The following is an 18,128-nucleotide window of genomic DNA, read 5'->3' as shown; positions in this document are numbered from 1 at the left end:
AGGGGATTATTATGAAAAAGACCGCTTCATTTGCGCTGATGCACTTTACCATTGCTTTTGGTATTGTCTGGATTATGACGGGTGATGTGCTGCTTGGCGGTGCCATCGCATTGATTGAGCCGTTAGCAAACACAATAGGTTACTATTTTCATGAAAAGCTCTGGCAGCGCAACAACATTCGTCGAGAAGGTGCGTTATCTGGATAAAGAAGGGCGGGCTAAAATCCCGCTCTCTTTACTCGTTATTTTCTTATACCAAATGCGTGGCTACGTGGCCGGTATCATTTCATTAACCTTTTCTGAAGATCGAACTCGCCTACTTAATCTTTTTTATAATTCGACGGAGCAGTTCGGTCTCATGCTGTTGGTCGGTTTACCCTCATTCCTGGTGCTACTCGCAACGACCTTCGCCGCTGAAGATGACCGCAATTGGGCGAACCGACTGATGGGCTTGGCTCAGCCGTTATTGTTGCTGTCGTTAGCGTTCGACGGGGTTTTAATTGGTTGGCTGTTTGTGGAGCAGCACGGACATTTTTCGTTCGTCCGTGCTGCTATTATCATGGGTTGGTTAGTAACGCTCTGGTATTTGCTAAAGTCACGGCAGTGGCGTTTTTACCGACGCCATATTGCCAGCCGTGAGGCTCAGTCTAGTCATTAAAGCAAATGTTTAGCATGAAACCGCAGCTGTGCTTCAATAAACGATGCAATAAAGTAATAACTATGGTCATAGCCTTCGTGTAAATGCACTGACCCATCACCATTAGCCTCAGCAATAGCTTGTTTTAACCGCTCGGGTTTCAGCTGTTCTTCGAGAAAGCCATCGTCAAGACCTTGATCAACTCGTATTGGTAACGTCTGACCATTTTTATTAATGAGTTCAACTGCATCGTACGGCTTCCATTGTTCGCGATCATTGCCTAAGTAGTTCGAAAATGCTTTTTCTCCCCAAGGGCAACTTGTCGGGTTAGTTACCGGCGAAAAGGCTGAAATACTAGTGTAACGGTCGCTGTTACGTAATCCGATAACTAATGCGCCATGTCCGCCCATTGAATGTCCGGCAATCGCCCGCTTGTCGGTCAGTGGCAGTTGTTGTTCCACTAATGCAGGTAACTCAGAGACGATGTAGTTATACATCTGATAATGCTTAGCCCAGGGTGTTTCGGTCGCGTTAAGATAAAATCCAGCTCCTTTACCAAAATCATAAGCCTGCTCTGCATCATCCGGTACCTGGTCACCGCGTGGGCTGGTGTCGGGTATAATGAGCGCTAAACCGAGCTCATTAGCAACTCGCTGAGCGCCGGACTTACTGGAAAAGTTTTCGTCGGTGCAGGTAAGTCCGGATAAAAAATAAAGAGCAGGTACTTTGGTTTTCTCTGCTCGTATCGGTAGGAAAACACTGAACTGCATACGACAGTTCAGGCTATCAGAGTCGTGCTCGAAGCGAATTTGACGCCCGCCAAAGCAGCGGGCTTCAGTGACTTTTTCCATCGTTAGCTCCATTAATAATGAATCACGGAACGAATTGATTTGCCTTCATGCATCAAATCGAATGCTTCGTTAATGTCTTCTAACGGCATAGTGTGAGTAATAAACGTGTCTAAATCGAACTTACCGTGCATGTATTGTTGAACATAATCTGGCAATTCAGAACGGCCTTTTACTCCGCCAAAGGCGCTACCACGCCAGACACGGCCGGTAACAAGCTGGAACGGGCGCGTTGAGATTTCTTCGCCGGCACCGGCAACACCGATAATCACGGATTCGCCCCAGCCTTTATGGCAGCACTCAAGTGCAGCACGCATTACATCGACATTACCTATACACTCGAAGGAGAAGTCCACCCCACCATCGGTCATGTCTACAATGACTTCCTGAATGGGTTTATCGTGCTTGCTGGGATTGACAAAATCGGTGGCGCCCAGTTGTTTGGCGATGTCGAATTTGTCGTCGTTCACGTCAATGGCAATAATGCGTGAGGCTTTTGCTTGTACTGCGCCGATGATAACAGCCAGGCCAATGCCGCCGAGACCAAAGACAGCGACCGTATCGCCTTCCTGAACGTCCGCAGTATTTTTTACCGCACCCATTCCGGTAGTAACACCACAGCCCAACAAGCAGACTTTTTCGAGCGGCGCTTGCTTAGGGATCTTGGCCAATGAGATTTCCGGCAATACGGTATACTCGGAAAAAGTCGAGGTTCCCATGTAGTGATAAATGGTCTCGCCGTTCTTGGAAAAACGACTAGTGCCGTCAGGCATCAGGCCTTTGCCTTGGGTCGCGCGTACTGCCTGACATAAATTAGTTTTACCAGAAGTACAGAACTTACATTCTCCGCACTCAGCGGTATATAGGGGAATAACGTGATCACCAACTGTAACAGAAGTGACGCCTTCTCCAACCGCTTCTACAATACCGCCACCTTCGTGGCCTAGTACCGAAGGAAAGATGCCTTCAGGGTCTTTACCCGACAATGTATAGGCATCGGTATGGCAAACACCGGTGGCTACAATACGCACTCGAACTTCGCCTTTCTTCGGTGGTGCGACATCAATGGTTTCTTCTTTTAGCGGCTCGCCCGGACCCCAGGCGACCATGGCGCGAGACTTAATTGTTTCCATGATGATTCCCTTTTGCTGATGAATGGTTAGTAGTACGTATAACTATAGCTAAAGTTTAACTTTTTCTGATTTAAAGGTAATCTAGGTTTTATACAAATAACTTTTGCATAAATGAAATTATAATGAAAGATTGGCAAGGTATTAGTGAGTTTGTCGCAACCGCCGAAACACAAAGCTTTACTGCTGCTGCGCGGCGACTTAATTTATCAATCGCGCAGGTGAGCAGAAATATTGCGGCGTTAGAGCAGCGGCTGCAAATGCAGTTGTTGTATCGTTCCACCCGCAGCACTCGATTAACCGAGGAGGGCAAACTCTACCTGCCACATTGCCAGCATTTAGTGGCTTCGTTGCGGGAGGCCAACCAATTAATTCAGCAGCGTAACGAGCAGCCGCAGGGATTAATTCGGGTGACTGCCCCAGTGTATTACGGGGAGCAAGTAGCGGCACCGTTATTAAATGATTTTTTACAACAATACCCGGATTGCCGGCTGGAGCTGAACCTAACCAATGACACCCTGGATTTGGTAGAAGGCAGCTATGATCTTGCAATTCGGCTCGGGCATTTAGGTAACCCGCGCTTGAGAGCACGCCGATTGAGTACCAGACGCCATTATGTGGTTGGTTCTGCCGCTTACTTTTCGACTTTTGGCGTTCCTCAGTCTATCGAACAGCTGGAGCAACATCGTTGTTTTACCGGCACCGTCAAACACTGGCGCTTTCAGGTTGAGGGAAAACCACAGTCAATTGTGCCGCAAAGCTATTTGCATTGTAATAACGGACTGACTTTACGAGACGCAGCAGTAAAGGGGCTAGGTTTAGCGATGTTGCCTGATTACTATGTGCAGCAGGATCTGCAGCAAGGAGTTTTACAAGAAGTATTGGCAGCCTATCGACAGCCGGATGATGGTATTTGGGCGTTGTATCCTGAGAGTCGGCAGCAAATTCCCCGGGTTCGGGTTTTACTGGACTTTTTAATTGATGCGCTGAAATAAAAAAATGGTGGTTGCTACTGGGCTCGAACCAGTGACCCTCGCCTTGTAAGGGCGATGCTCTCCCAACTGAGCTAAGCAACCACTCTAAAGGGTCGACAACGAAGGGGAAAGAAGAAGTGGTGGTTGCTACTGGGCTCGAACCAGTGACCCTCGCCTTGTAAGGGCGATGCTCTCCCAACTGAGCTAAGCAACCATCTTCACTGTGACACTTCTGCGTCGTTGCGAGGTGGCATTATAGGGCGCAGATAGAAACTGTCAAATAAAAATTTAAAAGATTGGTTCGTTTGCTGACAATTTAATCGTTTTTGCTTTTCTTTCGTCCTATTTCATAGCATTGCTGATGCGCAACAGGCTTAGTCTTGATAAACTCGCTACTCATACAATTAGGTTTTACATCGAACGAATGAAAGGATAACAGCATGAGTGTGGTTACGCGTTTCGCGCCCAGTCCAACAGGGTATTTACACGTTGGTGGTGCCCGTACGGCATTATATTCTTGGTTAGTTGCCAAGGCGCAGGGTGGAGAGTTTGTTCTGCGAATTGAAGACACCGACCGTGAACGCTCAACTCAGCCTGCAATCGATGCGATTTTGGAAGGGATGAACTGGTTGGGTTTGAACTGGGATCAGGGACCTTTTTACCAGACTCAGCGGTTTGACCGCTATCAGCAGTTGATTGATAAGCTACTGGAAGAAGATAAAGCTTATAAGTGTTATTGCTCTGCAGAACGTTTAGAAGCAATGCGTGAAGAACAGATGGCTGCCGGCGAAAAACCTCGTTACGACGGCCACTGTCGTGATAATCCTGACGTCGGTGGTGATAAATACGTCGTGCGTTTTCGCAATCCGCAACAGGGCAGTGTGGTATTTGATGACCATATTCGTGGTCGTATTGAGTTTTCCAACCAGGAACTTGATGACCTGATTATTGCCCGTACTGACGGTACCCCAACCTATAACTTTTGCGTGGTGGTAGATGACTGGGATATGAATATCACCCACGTCGTACGTGGCGAAGATCATATCAATAACACCCCGCGTCAGATTAACATCTTAAAAGCATTGGGAGCTCCGGTACCTGACTATGCTCATGTATCGATGATCTTAGGCGATGATGGGAAAAAACTGTCGAAGCGTCATGGTGCTGTAAGTGTTATGCAATATCGTGATGATGGTTATGTTCCCGAAGCGGTGATTAATTATTTAGCGCGGCTGGGTTGGTCGCACGGTGATCAGGAAATCTTTAGCGTCGACGAGCTGATTGAATACTTTAAACTGGATGATGTTAATAAGGCTGCATCTGCTTTTAATACCGATAAGTTAAATTGGCTGAATCAACATTACATGAAAACATTACCGGTCGAGCAAGTTGCACCACAACTGCAATGGCAGTTTGATCAGGTAGATGTTGATACCAGCTCAGGTCCAAGTTTAGAAAAAATTGTTGGCTTGCAGGCGGATCGGGTAAAAACCTTAAAAGAAATGGCTGACATTAGCCGTTACTTTTTCGAACCGGTTACTGAATTTGACGAAAAAGCGGCGAAAAAGCATTTACGGCCTGTGGCCAAAGAACCCCTGCAAAAAGCTAAGCAACTGCTCGGAGCAATAACCGACTGGAATGCTGCTAATATCCAAGCCGCGATTAATCAGACAGCAGAAGTGCTAGAAGTTGGTATGGGCAAAGTAGGTATGCCGTTGCGGGTAGCTGCAACCGGAGGAGGTAACTCTCCATCGCTAGATGTTACCCTGGAATTAATACCTCAACAGAGTGTATTGCAGCGTATTGACCTTGCGCTAGAATTTATAGCCGAGCGTGAAGCGAATAGCTGATGGACAACGAGGCCTTATGCCAGACATAAAACATTTAATCGAAAACAACCGTGAATGGGCGAAGCAACAAGTTGAGCGAGATCCAGAGTTTTTTAAACGATTGGTCGGGCAGCAGTCGCCGGAATATTTGTGGATTGGTTGTTCTGATAGCCGGGTGCCAGCCAACCAGATAGTTGGGATGGACCCGGGAGAACTGTTTGTACATCGAAACGTTGCAAATCAGGTGATACAAACTGATTTTAATTGTTTGTCCGTTATTCAGTTTGCTATCGAAGCGCTTAAAGTAAAACATGTGCTGGTTGTTGGGCATTATGGCTGCGGTGGGGTAAAAGCTGCGATTGAATCAAAACCGCATGGCTTGGTTGATCACTGGTTGTATCCGATTCGGGACGTTTATCGCGAACACGCTGTCGAGCTCGAGCAGTTAGCGGATAGTGAACAAGTCGATCGCCTGTGCGAATTGAATGTTATTGAGCAAGTGAAAAACCTAGCCAAAACAAACGTTGTGCAGGAAGCCTGGGATCGAGAGCAGCCATTGCAGATTCATGGCTGGGTTTATCGTCTGGATAACGGTTTGGTTAACGATATGAATGTATCGGTGTCTAGTCGCGAAGGGTTGGAGAAGGTGTATCACGTATACCACCAAAACCTGCCAAAAGGCGTTCGTTAGTGCCGGTTGAGCGTTAATTGTGCAGATTGCCATATTTTTCATCAAACAGATGATTTTTTTCAAAAAACAGTTGACACATTAACGCTGCTCACAATAGAATGCGCCCCGCTGTCAGGGCAGTTTTACTGCCAAGGTAGAGGGGCTATAGCTCAGCTGGGAGAGCGCTTGCATGGCATGCAAGAGGTCAGCGGTTCGATCCCGCTTAGCTCCACCAAACAAGCTTTGGTTACCTTTCTGATAGTTTGTAATAAGTAATTGCGTCCCCTTCGTCTAGAGGCCTAGGACACTGCCCTTTCACGGCAGTAACAGGGGTTCGAATCCCCTAGGGGACGCCAACTTACTAATTACACGATGCAACACGATATTGCGTCCCCTTCGTCTAGAGGCCTAGGACACTGCCCTTTCACGGCAGTAACAGGGGTTCGAATCCCCTAGGGGACGCCACTTCGTATCGCATCAACCAATTCAGTCCGGGTCCCCTTCGTCTAGAGGCCTAGGACACTGCCCTTTCACGGCAGTAACAGGGGTTCGAATCCCCTAGGGGACGCCATACTGCACTAACCGCCATCCGGCGGTTTTTTTATGCCCGCATTTTGTCCATTCGCCGGCAACAGCCTACCCCGCTTATTTGTAATACGACCCACTGCCCTGAGGGGGACGCGTTAGAGCAATGGCTGGTGCTTGACACCCCTCTTTCGAAAGACGCCCGTAAACCCATCCCTGGGGGGCTTGGGTGGCGCCATCCTTGGCGCCACACACTTTCGAAAAAGGGGCTGTTCAAGCACTTGGCGCCATTGCTCCAACGCGACCCCGTTAATTCCGGGGAGGGCTGATATGCGTTTGGAATATGACTGGTTCCGTAGAGGGGGTGTCGAAGGCCATGGATGGCCTGACTCAAGCCCACACGGATGTGCTTGTGGCGTCCCCCTCTACGGAATCGGTCGTATTCCAAGAGGGCCTATAAGCCTTCCCCGGAACGGAACCCAAAGCTCGCGTCGGGGACGCGAGTTACTTGGCTTTTTGCATTAGGTCGAGTAGGTAGGGTTCGAGGAAGTCGGCGATTTTGGGTTGTGCTTCGGCGGTGGGGTGGATGCCGTCGTCCTGGACGTAGTCAGAACTTTCCTCAATTAATGGCTCCATGAAAAATGGAATTAAACGTACGTCTTCTTGTTCCGCGACTTCTTTATACAAATCGGTGAACTGTTGGGCAAAACGCTGGCCATAGTTTGGAGGCACCATTACCTGGCTTAATGCCACTTCAACGTTTTCAGCACGAGCTTTATCGATAATTTGTTTTAGGTTGGAACGGACTGTGTTGAGGTTGAAGCCACGTAAACCGTCATTGCCACCCAGCTCGATGAATAACGCATCCGGTTGATGCCGCTGGAGTATTCCTTCCAGCCGGCGTAAACCACCAGTGGTGGTCTCGCCACTGATACTGGCGTTAATAATATTAAAATTAGGGTGTGTTTTTTGCCAGCGATTATCCAGTTCAGCTACCCAGGTTTGTTCACTGGAAAGCCCATAACCTGCGCTTAAACTATCTCCTAATACAACAAGTGAAACATTTGCCGAAACTGTACGTATAGATAACAACAAAACGACAATAAGACTTAATTTCAAAAGGAAGTTTTTCATCATATGCTCATTCAAGCCCAAAAACTGGAAAAAATCGTCGATACCTCGGAAGGCCCATTACAGATTCTGCAACCGGTAGAGGTTGCGATCAATGCAGGAGAGACAGTTGCCGTTGTCGGCGCGTCAGGCTCCGGTAAATCAACGTTGCTGTCCTTGCTTGCCGGATTAGACCTTGCAACCAAGGGTGAAGTTCTTATAGATAACGAAAAACTGAGTGATTTGGATGAAGAGCAGCGTGCAAAAGTTCGCGCTGACAAAATTGGCTTCATCTTCCAACAATTTTTGTTAGTGCCCAGTTTAACAGCTTTGGAGAACGTCATGTTACCGGCCGAGTTGGCGGGTCACAAAGGCGCCGAAAAAGAAGCTCGGGAACTGCTTGCCAAAGTAGGTTTGGACGATCGCTGGCACCACTACCCGAATCAGTTATCGGGCGGCGAGCAGCAACGCGTAGCGATTGCTCGTGCGTTTGTGGGACAGCCAAAAATCTTATTTGCCGATGAGCCGACCGGAAATCTTGACTCAAAAACAGGCGGTAAGGTTGAACAGCTGCTGTTCGATTTGAACAAAGATTATGGTACGACACTGATTATGGTGACGCATGATAATCAGCTGGCGGAACGTTGCCAACGCGTGTTGCGCATGGATGCAGGTAAGCTAGAGGAGGCAACACAAGATGTGGCATAAAATTTCGTTTCGGTTGTTAAAGCAGGAGCTGAAACGAGGCGAACTAACGATTATGGCGTTAGCCATAATTCTGTCGGTAACAGCGGTACTGTCGTTATCGCTGTTCAGTGAACGCTTGCAATCCGGCTTGCTGGAACGCAGTAGTGAGTTTTTGGCGGCCGACAGAGTATTAAGTTCGCGGCGGGACATTCCGACAGACTGGCTAGAACGAGCAGAACAGGAAAATTTAAAGACGGCCTGGCGGGTTGTTTTCAACTCGATGGCATTTGCTAATGATAAGTTGCAGCTTATCGATGTTAAGGCGGTATCCGATGGCTACCCATTACGTGGTGAGCTAAAAGTTGCTGATACTCCTTTTGTCGAAGGCGAAGTTGCTGAGGGGCTGCCGGCAGCCGGTGAGGCTTGGGTTGCCTCATCGCTTTTTCAGGCTTTGCAGATCGATTTAGGTGATAGCATAGAGGTTGGTAATAGCGAATTTAAAGTCACTAAAGTAGTGACGTATGAACCAGATGTCGGGTTCTCAGTCTTTACCGATAGCCCCAATGTCATTATTCCTTATTCGCAACTCGATGAGACAGGCCTGATTCAACCGGGCAGTCGGGTGCGCTATAACGTGCTCATGGCAGGCAGTCAGGATGACCTGAATCGCTATGAGGAATGGCTTTTACCACGATTGAATGATGATACTCACAGCTGGCGCAGTATCGAAGACGGCGATAGCCCTCTGGCTCGCTCATTGAACCGCGCTGAGCGCTTTATGATGCTAGCCAGCTTGCTCGGTGTGGTGTTGGCAGCAACAGCAGTAGCGGTCGCGGCACAAAGGTACTGTCAACGCAATTATGATGTCGTTGCCATTTTTAAAACGCTGGGTGCAAGCCGACAGCAGATTCGCCGAATTTTCATCCTGCACTTACTCTTTTTAACCGCAATAAGTGTTGCGATAGGCATGGTCTTGGGCTGGCTGATTCAGTTATTTGTTATTGATTGGGTTGCTCAACAGCTAGATGCGACCTTACCAGGGGCTACCTGGAAGCCTTATGTATTAGCGGCTGCAACAGGTATTATTAGTGCGGTCATGTTTACTCTGTACCCATTATTTAGGCTAGTTTCGATTCCGCCGTTACGAGTGCTGCACCGGCAGCTGGTGGGTGCACAGGCGATTCGCTGGTTACAGTGGGTGCTGAGCGGCGGAACCATTTATGCCTTGCTGGTTTTATATTCGCAGCAGTGGTGGTTGTCCACTGCATTATTTGCCGGCGGGGCCTTCGCCGCCATTCTATTATTGGGTATTGGCCGGTTATTGATTGGCGCTAGCCGCAAAGCGGGCATGCAGGCAGGTAGTGCGTGGCGGCTAGCAATGGCCGGGTTGCAAAGGCGTGCCGCGGCTAACAGTGTGCAGATGCTATCGTTCTCAACGGCTATCATGTTGTTGCTGTTGGTCATTGTGTTGCGTAATGATTTGTTGGCTGATTGGCAACGACAGCTTCCGGACGACGCACCTAATTACTTCGCTCTTAATATTTCAGAGGAAAAAGTCTCTGACCTTAAATCGATGTTTGAGGGTGAAGATATTCGTTCCACCGATCAGTACCCGATTGTTCCCGGGCGGGTGACCTACCATAATGGCGAAAAGCTGTTAGCTGAGGTGACAAAAGAAGATCGGGATGATGAAGAGCAGCAAGAAGGGCGCGAAGGTTTCGGCCGCGAACTGTCGATGACCTGGCGTGATACGGTTCCTCCCAACAATGAAATTGTGGAAGGCAGCTGGTGGGGCGAAGACGCGAAACCTCAGGTTTCAGTGGAACTTAATGCTGCGGAACGACTAGATATTCAGGTTGGTGATGAGCTCACCTTTAATATCGGTGGAGAAGAGTTTACCGCTCCTGTGACCAGTTTGCGCGAGGCTGACTGGAGTTCATTACAGCCTAATTTTTATATGGTCTTCAATCCGAGTACCCTATCGGACTTTCCGGCAACCTATATTACTAGCTTTCACCTGGATACTGATCGCAAAGACGAGTTGTATCAGTTGTTTAGCGATTTTCCAGAAGTCTCGTTGATTGACTTGGACGCGATTATGGATCAAATTCGAGAGGTTATCTCGCAGGTGAGCCTGGCTATATTGTTCGTGTTGGTGCTTGTTATTATCGCTGGTTCCCTGGTGCTGATTGCGCAAGTTCAGGCGAGTATGGAAGAGCGCCAAAAAGAGCTGGTTATTCTGAGAACCTTAGGAGCTCCCGGTAAACTATTGAGTCGTAGTATTACCTATGAGTTTTTGGTGCTGGGGGCCATTAGCGGATTTATTGCGACCATCGCAATGGATATCGCGTTGCTGATTTTACAAACTCAGGCCTTTAATATGGATGCGACCTGGCACTGGCGACTGTGGTTAGTAGGACCTCTCTCAGGTGCTATAGTTGTTGGTATTTTAGGGCGTTTATCGTGCTCTCGACTTATTAGGCGCAACACCGCTCAGTTAATCCGGAAGTTAGCTTAATCAGTCTTAAAAGTGCAGGTTGGATAATCGACAGGAGGTGACTATGAAAATTTTGATGACAGGTGGGACCGGTCTTATTGGCTCACACTTTATCGCTAAATATCGCGATAAATATGAGTTTACGGTCACCTCCCGCACGCCGAAAATGGCGCAGGCAAAACTCGGCGAGGATGTCACTGTTATTGGTTCGGTGGACGATATCGGTGACATTGGTCAGTTTGATGCCGTTATTAACCTGCAGGGTGCTGGTATTGCCGACAAGCGATGGACAGCTCAGCGCAAACAGGAATTGCAGAATAGTCGTTGGCAAGTAACCGAAAAACTCGCCAGCAAAATTAATTCGACTGAAAAGCCCCCCAAGGTGTTCGTCAGTGGTTCGGCAATTGGTGTTTATGGTCCCCGGGACAGCGAGCCGGTTAACGAAGAGGGCAATGCAAAAACCGTCGATTTTGCGGTTGACCTGTGTCGGCAATGGGAGCACCGCGCCTTAGACGCCGAAGCAAATACCCGAGTTGTGCTATTGCGTACCGGAGTAGTCTTAGCGGAAGGGCAGGGTGCTCTGGCTAAAATGGTTTTACCCTATAAGATTGGCCTCGGCGGACCCATGGGATCGGGCGAACAAATGATGTCGTGGATACACATCGAAGATATGATCCGGGGCATTGATTATGTGCTTGAGCAGCCTGATTTAGCCGGGCCGGTTAATATGACCGCTCCTGGTCCTGTAGCTAATAAAGCGTTTAGTCGCACTTTAGCTTCGGTACTCAACCGACCGCATATTTTCAAGGTGCCGGCGTTCGTACTGAAGCTGGCGATGGGAGAAATGTCCAGTATGCTGTTAGAAGGGCAAGCGGTGGTGCCTGATAAACTTCGTCAGCATGGTTTTGAATTTAACTACCCGACAGTGCGTGAAGCACTATCGGATGTGACTTAAGGTAATAGTTACCAACCTTGAATTCGCTCCCATGTGTTGTGTGAGCCGTCACTCATCAGCACATGGTATCCTTGGTGCATAGCAGCAGTGGCACAGGCATGGTTGGGGAAAATCCGTAATTTAAGACCTACTGGAAAGTCCTTTAACTCGGCGTGGCCGGGTAATTCAATAATGCCGTGCTCTTGTGATGTGCTGCTGACGTAAATATCTGTCAAGGGCTCGCCGGCTATTGTGCAAACCTGGCCGTAGCCAAAATCTTGTTGTTGGTTGGCTGTGCCGCGATCCCGGGATAGAGCCATCCAGCCACTATCGACTAACACCCAATTCTTTTCCTGATTATAACCAATGACAGTGGTTACCACTGACATGGCAATGTCTTTAAAGTCGCAGACACCAATATTTTTCATGACCAGGTCAAAGGTGGTGTAAACGCCGGCTCTAACCTCGCTAATACCGTTAAAATCTTCACCAAAGTGAGCGGTAGGGGTAGAACCAACACTGGTTTTAGGGCACTTAATACCCGCTTTGTTAAGTTGCTGCTTGGCTTTCAACACGGCGTTACATTCTGTTGCCGCAAATTCACGTAGTGCCAGGTCTGTTGTGCAGCCATATGAGCCTCCGGCGTGAGTCATTAAGCCGTTAAAGTGAACGCCTAATTTACGAGCGATGTCTATTAACCGTGGGTCAGCTGGCTCAATGCCGCCGCGATGACCGTCACTATCTATCTCGATAAATACCGAAAAAGTCTGCTGTTGCTTGTCCGCATAGCTTATAACTGCGTTAGCTTGTTCCAGGTTATCCAGCAGAATATGCAAATTAATCCCTTGCTGGCGAAGCTTTGCAACACGGCTTAGTTTTGATGGAGCAATGCCTACTGCGTAAAGCAGGTCAGTATAACCGGCTTCTGCATAGGCTTCTGCTTCAGCTAAAGTCGAAACTGTGGCAGGAGAGGTTTTACTATCCAGTAAGTAGTCTGCCGCAGCCAGCGTGCGCAGCGTTTTAAGGTGAGGCCGCAACCGACTCCCACGGGCTTCCACACGTTGCTTAAGGTAGCCTATGTTTTGCTTCAATCGTGTCTCATCAATCAGCAAATAAGGCGTATCAAGTTCTGTTAACCAAGTTGGGTTTATCGTCATCGTTGTTAGCCTTGATCGTTAATCTGTAACAATAACCGGGCGTAGCGTTGGATATCCACATTACCACCACTAATGATGATGCCAACACGTTTGCCATGCAGTTCAGGAATTAGCTGGCGCGCAGCAGCAAATCCAAGGCAGCCTGTTGGTTCGACCACGGTTTTCATCCGTTCGGCAAAAAAGTGCATAGCATCGATTAGCTGATTATCAGCTACAGTCAAAACGTCATCGACGTTATCGCGGATTATAGGAAATGTATACTGGCCGAGAAATTGGGTTTGTGCCCCGTCAGCGATAGTTTTAGGGGTCTCAATACGAACGATCTTGCCTTGCCGGAGTGATTGTTGACCGTCATTACCCGCTTCAGGCTCAACTCCATAAATTTTGCAGGCTGGTGAGTAATGTCGGGCGGCGAGGGCGCAACCAGACAGTAGACCGCCACCCCCTAAACAGACAAATAGCGCATCAAGCTCGCTGACTTCTTCAAATAACTCTTTGGCTGCAGTACCTTGTCCGGCCAATACATGGGGATGATCGTAGGGTGGAATTAATGTATAGCCATATTGTTCCGCAAGATCACGTCCAATTTTTTCGCGATCTTCACTGTAGCGGTCGTAGCTTACCACGGTGGCGCCGTAGCCTTGAGTTGCCTCTACTTTTGCTCTGGGGGCATCCTCAGGCATAATAATAGTGGCTTTGATACCGAGTATTTGGGCTGCCAGTGCGATTGCCTGTGCATGATTGCCGGAAGAAAAAGCGATAACGCCTGCCGCTTTTTGTGGCTCGCTAAATTGCAGTAACGAGTTCATGGCACCGCGAAACTTAAATGCGCCCATGCGTTGCAAATTTTCAGCCTTAAAGAAAACTTCCCCACCAAAGGATTCATTGACCGTCTGCGAGGTAAGCACGGGGGTTTTATGAACGTAGGGTTTGATTCGATGAGCAGCGGCTTCGACATCTTTATAAGTAGGCAAACACAGGGTCATGACGCATCCATTGGTTGGTGATATAAAGGAGACAGTATAACGTGAATGGCAAAGGAATATTTAGTGTCAAAGGCTATTAAATGCACATTGTGCGCCTCTGAATCGCAATTTTTTTGTAGCGATCGCAGACGTCGATATTACCGCTGTGGTAATTGCGATCTGATCATTGCTGACCCGGAGAGTCAGCTGAGTGCAGCGGAAGAAAAAAAGTTGTACGACTTTCACGAAAATGGTCCTGATGACCAAGGTTACCGGAAATTTTTAGCGCAATTAAGTGAACCCTTAGTAGCCCGGCTTAAGCCAGGAATGGAGGGGCTGGACTACGGCTGTGGTCCCGGGCCAACTTTAAGTTTAATGTTAGAGCAGCAGGGTATGGCAGTGTCGTTGTACGATATTTACTATGCTAATGATAAACAGGCATTGCAGCGCAAGTATGATTTCGTGACCTGCACTGAGGTGGTTGAGCACTTTAGACAGCCATCACAGAGCTGGCCGGAGTTGGTTAGTCTGTTACAACCTGGAGGATGGCTTGGTATTATGACGGGACTGTTTAGCAAAACGACAGAAGAGGATTTTTGTCGCTGGAGTTACATTGGCGACCCCACGCATATCAGCTTTTATACATCGACAACGATGGAATGGATTGCTAAGCAATTTAATTTACAGTTCGAAAAACTGTCTGATCGGGTTGTCTTGTTTAAAAAGCAAATGTCTTAAATGTCTGGTTGAATGGGAGGAGCCATGAATTACGAATGTATACAGGGCGATATCAGTCAACAAAATAATATTGATGCGGTAGTCAATGCCGCCAATGCCGAGTTACAAACCGGTGGCGGTGTTGCCGGGGCTATCCATCGTGCAGCCGGCCCCGAGCTAACTGAAGCAACCAGGCCATTAGCACCGATCGAACCGGGGCAAGCGGTCATCACGGAAGCCTTTAATTTGCCGAACGACTACGTCATCCATTGCCTGGGACCTGTCTATGGTAAAGATGAGCCCAGCGATGAGCTATTAGCAGACTGCTACCGAAATGCTCTGGAGTTAACTGAAAAATATAAAATAAAGTCGATTGCTTTTCCGGCTATTTCAACCGGCGCTTTTGGCTTCCCGTTTGAGCAAGCGACTAAAATTGCGCTTGATACTTTAGCCGGGCACGTTAGTACGCTGAGTCACCTGAAGACAATTCGTTTTGTCTTGTTTAGTGACAAAGATTATCAGCGTTACCAACATGCGCTAGAGCAATTTAGTTAAATGTAACGCCAGCTGCTTCCAGCTCGGAGTAGGCTTTTTCGGCATCGGCTTTATCGATAAAGCGGGTGCCGTCTTTAACCAGTATCGTTTCGTAATTGTTATTAGCTGCGTCCAGAGCAGTGGCTTTTACGCACACCTCCAGCGCCAGACCAACCACCCAGACTCGTCTTATGTCTAAATGCACCAGCTCTGAAGTGAGCCCCGTTTTATCGAAGGCGGAGTACTGATCCACGTCAAAACGAGCGCCTTTTGAAATGAGCCGGGTTTCACTGGGCAAACTTAACTCAGGATGAAATTCTGCACCTTCTGTATCTTGTACACAATGTTCTGGCCAGGGGCCTCCTCGTTCATCAAAGCTCACGTGGTGGCGTGGGTGCCAGTCACGAGAAGCAAAGATAGGAATATCCGCTTGCCGGGCTTGTGCCATCATTGCATTAATAACAGGAACCACTTCGTCCCCCTCATCTAGCGCTAATTTTCCCCCGGGGCAGAAGTCATTCTGTACGTCGACAACAATAAGAGCATCACCTTGTTCAAATGTAAGATTCATGATGTTCCTCCTTTTTTAACTTGCTCCGTGACTTGTTGCTGGTAGTCAGAGAGTCTGTCGCTAATATGGACTTGGTAAGAGTCGCTTTTTTCAATGGTTCGGATTGACGGTGGCAGTTGCTGCAATTGCTGTTGGGCATGTTCGCAGATTTTTTCAAAGTCGCGTTGATGAGAGGGCAGACGCTTACCTTTGGTCATCACTTTTTGTAGCAATGGATGGCCGGGTAACTGCTCGTCGTAACGGGCAATGGTATCCTGACTGAATTGGCCGTCTTTAGTTTCGCGGAAAACTTGTTTCTCGCCCGGTAACACAGGTTTGCCACTGGATAGTTTTAAGCGACCTTTGCCAGCATACTCAACCAATTTATAGGCGATATCCAGTGCCGGTGCATCATCTGAAACGCCCATTCCGGTGCCTACTCCGAAGCTGTCTATGGGCGCTTTATTATTTTCAAGCTCACTAATCTTGTATTCGTCCAGACCGCCGCTGGCGACAATATCCAGATGCTCCAGGCCGTTGTCATCCAATAGCTTTCGCGATTGCTTGGCAAGCTCACCAAGATCGCCCGAATCCAACCGTATACCTTTTACTTTAAACTCATCGCCCAGCTGCTTAGCCAGTTTAATTACTTTCTTAACGCCCTCTATGGTATCGATAGTATCAACCAGTAGAATGGTGTCCGGAAAACGCTCAGTAAATCGCTTAAAGGCATCAAATTCTGAGTCGTGAGCCTGAATGTAGCTATGTGCCATGGTCCCGGCAACCGGTAAGGAATAGTGATGGCCGGCCAGCATATTGGACGTGGCCCTAATGCCACCGAGGAGCATGGCGCGGCTGCCTTTAACCCCAGCATCGATACCATGCACCCGGCGTGCGCCAAAATCTAAAATGGGTTTGTCGCCGGCAGCAAGCGCGATACGAGCAGCCTTCGAGGCTAGTAGGGTTTGTAGATGCAGTTGGTTCATCACCAGCGTTTCGATCAACTGCGCTTGTGGTAACGGTGCTCTAACTTCAACCATGGGCTCGTTTTCGAAAAAAACCGTCCCCTCAGGGAGGGCGCGAACCTGACCGCTAAATTCAAACTCCCGGAGGTAGTTGATCAACTGATCAGAAAAGCCCTGGTCAGCAAGGTAATCAAACTGCTTTTCACTGAAACTTAAATTTTCTAATAACTCTAACAATGGATCGAGTCCAGCCGCGAGCAAAAACTTACGGTTGTCAGGCAATCGTCGGACAAACAAGGTAAACACAGCTTCTTCATGCATATCTTCGTTAAGATATGCATCAAGCATAGTGAGCTGATATAAGTCGGTAAATAATCCTAGATCGTCCTGCTCCGTTCCAGTCATGCTGTTCCCCTTTTACCGTGTCTAACTTATAGTCTAGAAAACGTATAACAATTTTGTAGTCTAAACATTTATAGTGATTTTATTGGAGAACAGACCAATAGTTTCAGGACAACCAATAGCGTTAAAACGTTTACAGTTCGATCCCACCCAGACCCGCTGCATTGATTGCAGTGAGGCGACCGATGGATAATCCCTGTTGATACCCTGCCTCTAGGCGCTCGCGGTCGCGGGTAAAACGACCCACTTTAAAGTCATCGGGAGGCGCTATGACATGTATTTGGCAGTCAGCGGGTGGGTTATTAATAAACTCCAGCGCCTGATTGTAATTTTCGTTACGGCCAATAATAGCGTCTTGTAACTCGGGCAACTCTTTAAATAGCTGTCGTACTAACACACTATTTTTACTAACTTTCTTTTTATAACCTAAGGCCCGGGAGAGTACTACGGTAATATCCCGCGCACCTTGTTGGTAGGCTTTGATAACGGGAATCGAGTCGCCAACACCGCCATCGGTCATGGGCTCGCCGTTAACTTTTGGAAAATCGCGATAAGCCAACGGGATTGCGCACGAAGCCGGGAACAGTTGATGCATATTGTCCGGTGTGACTTTGAGGTAGCATGGCTTGCCAGTCGTGACACTGGTGGTAACCACGTACAATGGGATACCGAGCTGTTGGTAGTGCTCTACATCTAACCAGATATCATCGAATGACTGACGCCATAACCAGTCTACGTCACAAAAATGGCCACCGCGCAGCCAACGCACCATATCAATAAAGTCCGCACTGGTAGCAAACTCAGTGATGATTTTATGACTACGCCCTAGTTGTCCGCATAGGTAGCCAATGCCATTGGTTGAACCTGCAGAAACACCAATAACAAAATCAAATGGATTGTACTGCTGCTCTAAAAAACCATCCAGTACGCCCGCGGTAAAAATACCGCGCATGGCGCCACCTTCAAGGACCAGGGCTCTTTTAGGCACTGACTAACTC

Annotated in this window: 18 protein-coding genes, 6 tRNA genes and 1 pseudogene; 15 read left to right on the top strand and 10 right to left on the bottom strand. The window is 48.2% G+C overall.

Annotated features, from left to right (window positions below; translation table 11 throughout):
- The first annotated feature begins 11 nt into the window (after nt 1–11).
- Nucleotides 12–206, top strand: coding sequence for a DUF2061 domain-containing protein (locus CWI81_RS05895; protein ID WP_126784335.1), 195 nt, complete (start codon nt 12–14; stop codon nt 204–206).
- Complete coding sequence (locus CWI81_RS05890) at nt 151–657, top strand: DUF2919 family protein (RefSeq protein WP_126784334.1); 507 nt, start codon at nt 151–153, stop codon at nt 655–657. Before CWI81_RS05895 ends, CWI81_RS05890 begins: the two co-directional genes overlap by 56 nt.
- On the opposite strand, the gene fghA is transcribed toward CWI81_RS05890, so the two are convergent.
- Both fghA and CWI81_RS05880 read right to left on the bottom strand, forming a co-directional pair.
- Nucleotides 654–1,487 (bottom strand): S-formylglutathione hydrolase, encoded by an 834-nt coding sequence (fghA, locus tag CWI81_RS05885; protein WP_126784333.1) that lies wholly within the window; start codon nt 1,485–1,487, stop codon nt 654–656. The two genes, CWI81_RS05890 and fghA, sit on opposite strands and share 4 nt — an antisense overlap.
- Before the next feature lie 11 nt (nt 1,488–1,498).
- Nucleotides 1,499–2,617 carry an S-(hydroxymethyl)glutathione dehydrogenase/class III alcohol dehydrogenase gene (locus CWI81_RS05880; protein WP_126784332.1) on the bottom strand — a complete coding sequence of 373 codons (1,119 nt, stop codon included), beginning with the start codon at nt 2,615–2,617 and terminating at the stop codon, nt 1,499–1,501.
- Between the two features lie 122 nt (nt 2,618–2,739).
- Between CWI81_RS05880 and CWI81_RS05875 the strand changes: the two genes are divergently transcribed.
- Nucleotides 2,740–3,609, top strand: coding sequence for a LysR family transcriptional regulator (locus tag CWI81_RS05875; protein ID WP_126784331.1), 870 nt, complete (start codon nt 2,740–2,742; stop codon nt 3,607–3,609).
- Nucleotides 3,610–3,614: 5 nt separating this feature from the next.
- Here the strand turns inward: CWI81_RS05875 and CWI81_RS05870 are convergent.
- Nucleotides 3,615–3,690: transfer RNA gene (locus CWI81_RS05870), tRNA-Val, on the bottom strand.
- Nucleotides 3,691–3,726: 36 nt separating this feature from the next.
- Nucleotides 3,727–3,802 (bottom strand) — tRNA-Val (locus tag CWI81_RS05865).
- Nucleotides 3,803–4,028: 226 nt separating this feature from the next.
- Between CWI81_RS05865 and gltX the strand changes: the two genes are divergently transcribed.
- The 6 genes from gltX (at nt 4,029) to CWI81_RS05835 (ending at nt 6,658) form a co-directional block, all read left to right on the top strand.
- Entirely contained in the window at nt 4,029–5,438 is a 1,410-nt protein-coding gene (gene gltX / locus CWI81_RS05860; RefSeq protein WP_126784330.1) for a glutamate--tRNA ligase, read from the top strand.
- 16 nt (nt 5,439–5,454) lie between these two features.
- Entirely contained in the window at nt 5,455–6,108 is a 654-nt protein-coding gene (can, locus tag CWI81_RS05855) for a carbonate dehydratase (RefSeq protein ID WP_126784329.1), read from the top strand.
- A 138-nt stretch (nt 6,109–6,246) separates the two neighbouring features.
- Nucleotides 6,247–6,322 (top strand) — tRNA-Ala (locus tag CWI81_RS05850).
- Between the two features lie 45 nt (nt 6,323–6,367).
- A tRNA-Glu gene (locus CWI81_RS05845) sits at nt 6,368–6,443 on the top strand.
- Nucleotides 6,444–6,476: 33 nt separating this feature from the next.
- Nucleotides 6,477–6,552 (top strand) — tRNA-Glu (locus CWI81_RS05840).
- A 30-nt stretch (nt 6,553–6,582) separates the two neighbouring features.
- Nucleotides 6,583–6,658, top strand: a tRNA-Glu gene (locus CWI81_RS05835).
- Nucleotides 6,659–7,116: 458 nt separating this feature from the next.
- On the opposite strand, the gene CWI81_RS05830 is transcribed toward CWI81_RS05835, so the two are convergent.
- The gene (locus CWI81_RS05830) at nt 7,117–7,749 is read right to left on the bottom strand and encodes an arylesterase (protein ID WP_241970354.1); all 633 of its coding nucleotides are present in this window, start codon (nt 7,747–7,749) and stop codon (nt 7,117–7,119) included.
- Between CWI81_RS05830 and CWI81_RS05825 the strand changes: the two genes are divergently transcribed.
- The 3 genes from CWI81_RS05825 to CWI81_RS05815 are packed head-to-tail and all read left to right on the top strand — an operon-like array spanning nt 7,750 to nt 11,861.
- Nucleotides 7,750–8,430 carry an ABC transporter ATP-binding protein gene (locus tag CWI81_RS05825; RefSeq protein ID WP_126784328.1) on the top strand — a complete coding sequence of 227 codons (681 nt, stop codon included), beginning with the start codon at nt 7,750–7,752 and terminating at the stop codon, nt 8,428–8,430.
- A complete protein-coding gene (locus CWI81_RS05820) occupies nt 8,420–10,927 on the top strand; it encodes an ABC transporter permease (protein WP_126784327.1) in 2,508 nt (835 codons plus the stop codon). The genes CWI81_RS05825 and CWI81_RS05820 overlap by 11 nt, the downstream gene beginning before the upstream one ends.
- A 43-nt stretch (nt 10,928–10,970) precedes the next feature.
- Complete coding sequence (locus CWI81_RS05815; RefSeq protein ID WP_126784326.1) at nt 10,971–11,861, top strand: TIGR01777 family oxidoreductase; 891 nt, start codon at nt 10,971–10,973, stop codon at nt 11,859–11,861.
- 8 nt (nt 11,862–11,869) lie between these two features.
- On the opposite strand, the gene CWI81_RS05810 is transcribed toward CWI81_RS05815, so the two are convergent.
- On the bottom strand, nt 11,870–12,997 hold the full coding sequence (locus tag CWI81_RS05810) for a DSD1 family PLP-dependent enzyme (protein ID WP_126784325.1): 1,128 nt from the start codon (nt 12,995–12,997) through the stop codon (nt 11,870–11,872).
- Nucleotides 12,998–13,002: 5 nt separating this feature from the next.
- Nucleotides 13,003–13,983, bottom strand: a complete 981-nt coding sequence (locus CWI81_RS05805; protein WP_126784324.1) for a threo-3-hydroxy-L-aspartate ammonia-lyase — start codon at nt 13,981–13,983, stop codon at nt 13,003–13,005.
- A 45-nt stretch (nt 13,984–14,028) separates the two neighbouring features.
- On the opposite strand from CWI81_RS05805, the gene CWI81_RS05800 reads away from it, so the two are divergent.
- Both CWI81_RS05800 and CWI81_RS05795 read left to right on the top strand, forming a co-directional pair.
- Nucleotides 14,029–14,700 (top strand): class I SAM-dependent methyltransferase, encoded by a 672-nt coding sequence (locus CWI81_RS05800; protein ID WP_241970353.1) that lies wholly within the window; start codon nt 14,029–14,031, stop codon nt 14,698–14,700.
- Nucleotides 14,701–14,724: 24 nt separating this feature from the next.
- The gene (locus CWI81_RS05795) at nt 14,725–15,234 is read left to right on the top strand and encodes a macro domain-containing protein (RefSeq protein ID WP_126784323.1); all 510 of its coding nucleotides are present in this window, start codon (nt 14,725–14,727) and stop codon (nt 15,232–15,234) included.
- Here CWI81_RS05795 and CWI81_RS05790 read toward each other — a convergent pair.
- Together CWI81_RS05790 and CWI81_RS05785 are read right to left on the bottom strand one after the other, a co-directional pair.
- Complete coding sequence (locus tag CWI81_RS05790) at nt 15,227–15,784, bottom strand: isochorismatase family protein (protein WP_126784322.1); 558 nt, start codon at nt 15,782–15,784, stop codon at nt 15,227–15,229. The two genes, CWI81_RS05795 and CWI81_RS05790, sit on opposite strands and share 8 nt — an antisense overlap.
- Nucleotides 15,781–17,133: a nicotinate phosphoribosyltransferase gene (locus CWI81_RS05785; RefSeq protein ID WP_126784321.1), complete on the bottom strand. Its 1,353-nt coding sequence runs from the start codon at nt 17,131–17,133 to the stop codon at nt 15,781–15,783. The genes CWI81_RS05790 and CWI81_RS05785 overlap by 4 nt, the downstream gene beginning before the upstream one ends.
- A gap of 73 nt (nt 17,134–17,206) precedes the next feature.
- On the opposite strand from CWI81_RS05785, the pseudogene CWI81_RS12910 reads away from it, so the two are divergent.
- Nucleotides 17,207–17,272 (top strand): annotated as a pseudogene (locus CWI81_RS12910) (hypothetical protein); the annotation flags it as partial.
- Here the strand turns inward: CWI81_RS12910 and CWI81_RS05780 are convergent.
- Nucleotides 17,264–18,118, bottom strand: coding sequence for a patatin-like phospholipase family protein (locus CWI81_RS05780; protein ID WP_276567837.1), 855 nt, complete (start codon nt 18,116–18,118; stop codon nt 17,264–17,266). The pseudogene CWI81_RS12910 and the gene CWI81_RS05780 overlap by 9 nt on opposite strands.
- Nucleotides 18,119–18,128: the final 10 nt, after the last annotated feature.

Origin of the sequence: Idiomarina seosinensis (assembly GCF_003987275.1) — a bacterium.
In the GTDB taxonomy this organism is placed as follows: Bacteria; Pseudomonadota; Gammaproteobacteria; order Enterobacterales; family Alteromonadaceae; genus Idiomarina; species Idiomarina seosinensis.
The sequence above is the reverse complement of the archived record's forward strand: the minus strand, read 5'-3'. Positions and strand labels throughout refer to the sequence as shown.

Excerpts from the sequence above, each read along its gene's own strand:
- CWI81_RS05895 (WP_126784335.1), top strand. The coding sequence starts at position 12 with ATGAAAAAGACCGCTTCATTTGCGCTGATGCACTTTACCATTGCTTTT.
- CWI81_RS05890 (WP_126784334.1), top strand. The coding sequence starts at position 151 with ATGAAAAGCTCTGGCAGCGCAACAACATTCGTCGAGAAGGTGCGTTAT.
- fghA (WP_126784333.1), bottom strand. The coding sequence starts at position 1,487 with ATGGAAAAAGTCACTGAAGCCCGCTGCTTTGGCGGGCGTCAAATTCGC.
- CWI81_RS05880 (WP_126784332.1), bottom strand. The coding sequence starts at position 2,617 with ATGGAAACAATTAAGTCTCGCGCCATGGTCGCCTGGGGTCCGGGCGAG.
- CWI81_RS05875 (WP_126784331.1), top strand. The coding sequence starts at position 2,740 with ATGAAAGATTGGCAAGGTATTAGTGAGTTTGTCGCAACCGCCGAAACA.
- gltX (WP_126784330.1), top strand. The coding sequence starts at position 4,029 with ATGAGTGTGGTTACGCGTTTCGCGCCCAGTCCAACAGGGTATTTACAC.
- can (WP_126784329.1), top strand. The coding sequence starts at position 5,455 with ATGCCAGACATAAAACATTTAATCGAAAACAACCGTGAATGGGCGAAG.
- CWI81_RS05830 (WP_241970354.1), bottom strand. The coding sequence starts at position 7,749 with ATGATGAAAAACTTCCTTTTGAAATTAAGTCTTATTGTCGTTTTGTTG.
- CWI81_RS05825 (WP_126784328.1), top strand. The coding sequence starts at position 7,750 with ATGCTCATTCAAGCCCAAAAACTGGAAAAAATCGTCGATACCTCGGAA.
- CWI81_RS05820 (WP_126784327.1), top strand. The coding sequence starts at position 8,420 with ATGTGGCATAAAATTTCGTTTCGGTTGTTAAAGCAGGAGCTGAAACGA.
- CWI81_RS05815 (WP_126784326.1), top strand. The coding sequence starts at position 10,971 with ATGAAAATTTTGATGACAGGTGGGACCGGTCTTATTGGCTCACACTTT.
- CWI81_RS05810 (WP_126784325.1), bottom strand. The coding sequence starts at position 12,997 with ATGACGATAAACCCAACTTGGTTAACAGAACTTGATACGCCTTATTTG.
- CWI81_RS05805 (WP_126784324.1), bottom strand. The coding sequence starts at position 13,983 with ATGACCCTGTGTTTGCCTACTTATAAAGATGTCGAAGCCGCTGCTCAT.
- CWI81_RS05800 (WP_241970353.1), top strand. The coding sequence starts at position 14,029 with ATGGCAAAGGAATATTTAGTGTCAAAGGCTATTAAATGCACATTGTGC.
- CWI81_RS05795 (WP_126784323.1), top strand. The coding sequence starts at position 14,725 with ATGAATTACGAATGTATACAGGGCGATATCAGTCAACAAAATAATATT.
- CWI81_RS05790 (WP_126784322.1), bottom strand. The coding sequence starts at position 15,784 with ATGAATCTTACATTTGAACAAGGTGATGCTCTTATTGTTGTCGACGTA.
- CWI81_RS05785 (WP_126784321.1), bottom strand. The coding sequence starts at position 17,133 with ATGACTGGAACGGAGCAGGACGATCTAGGATTATTTACCGACTTATAT.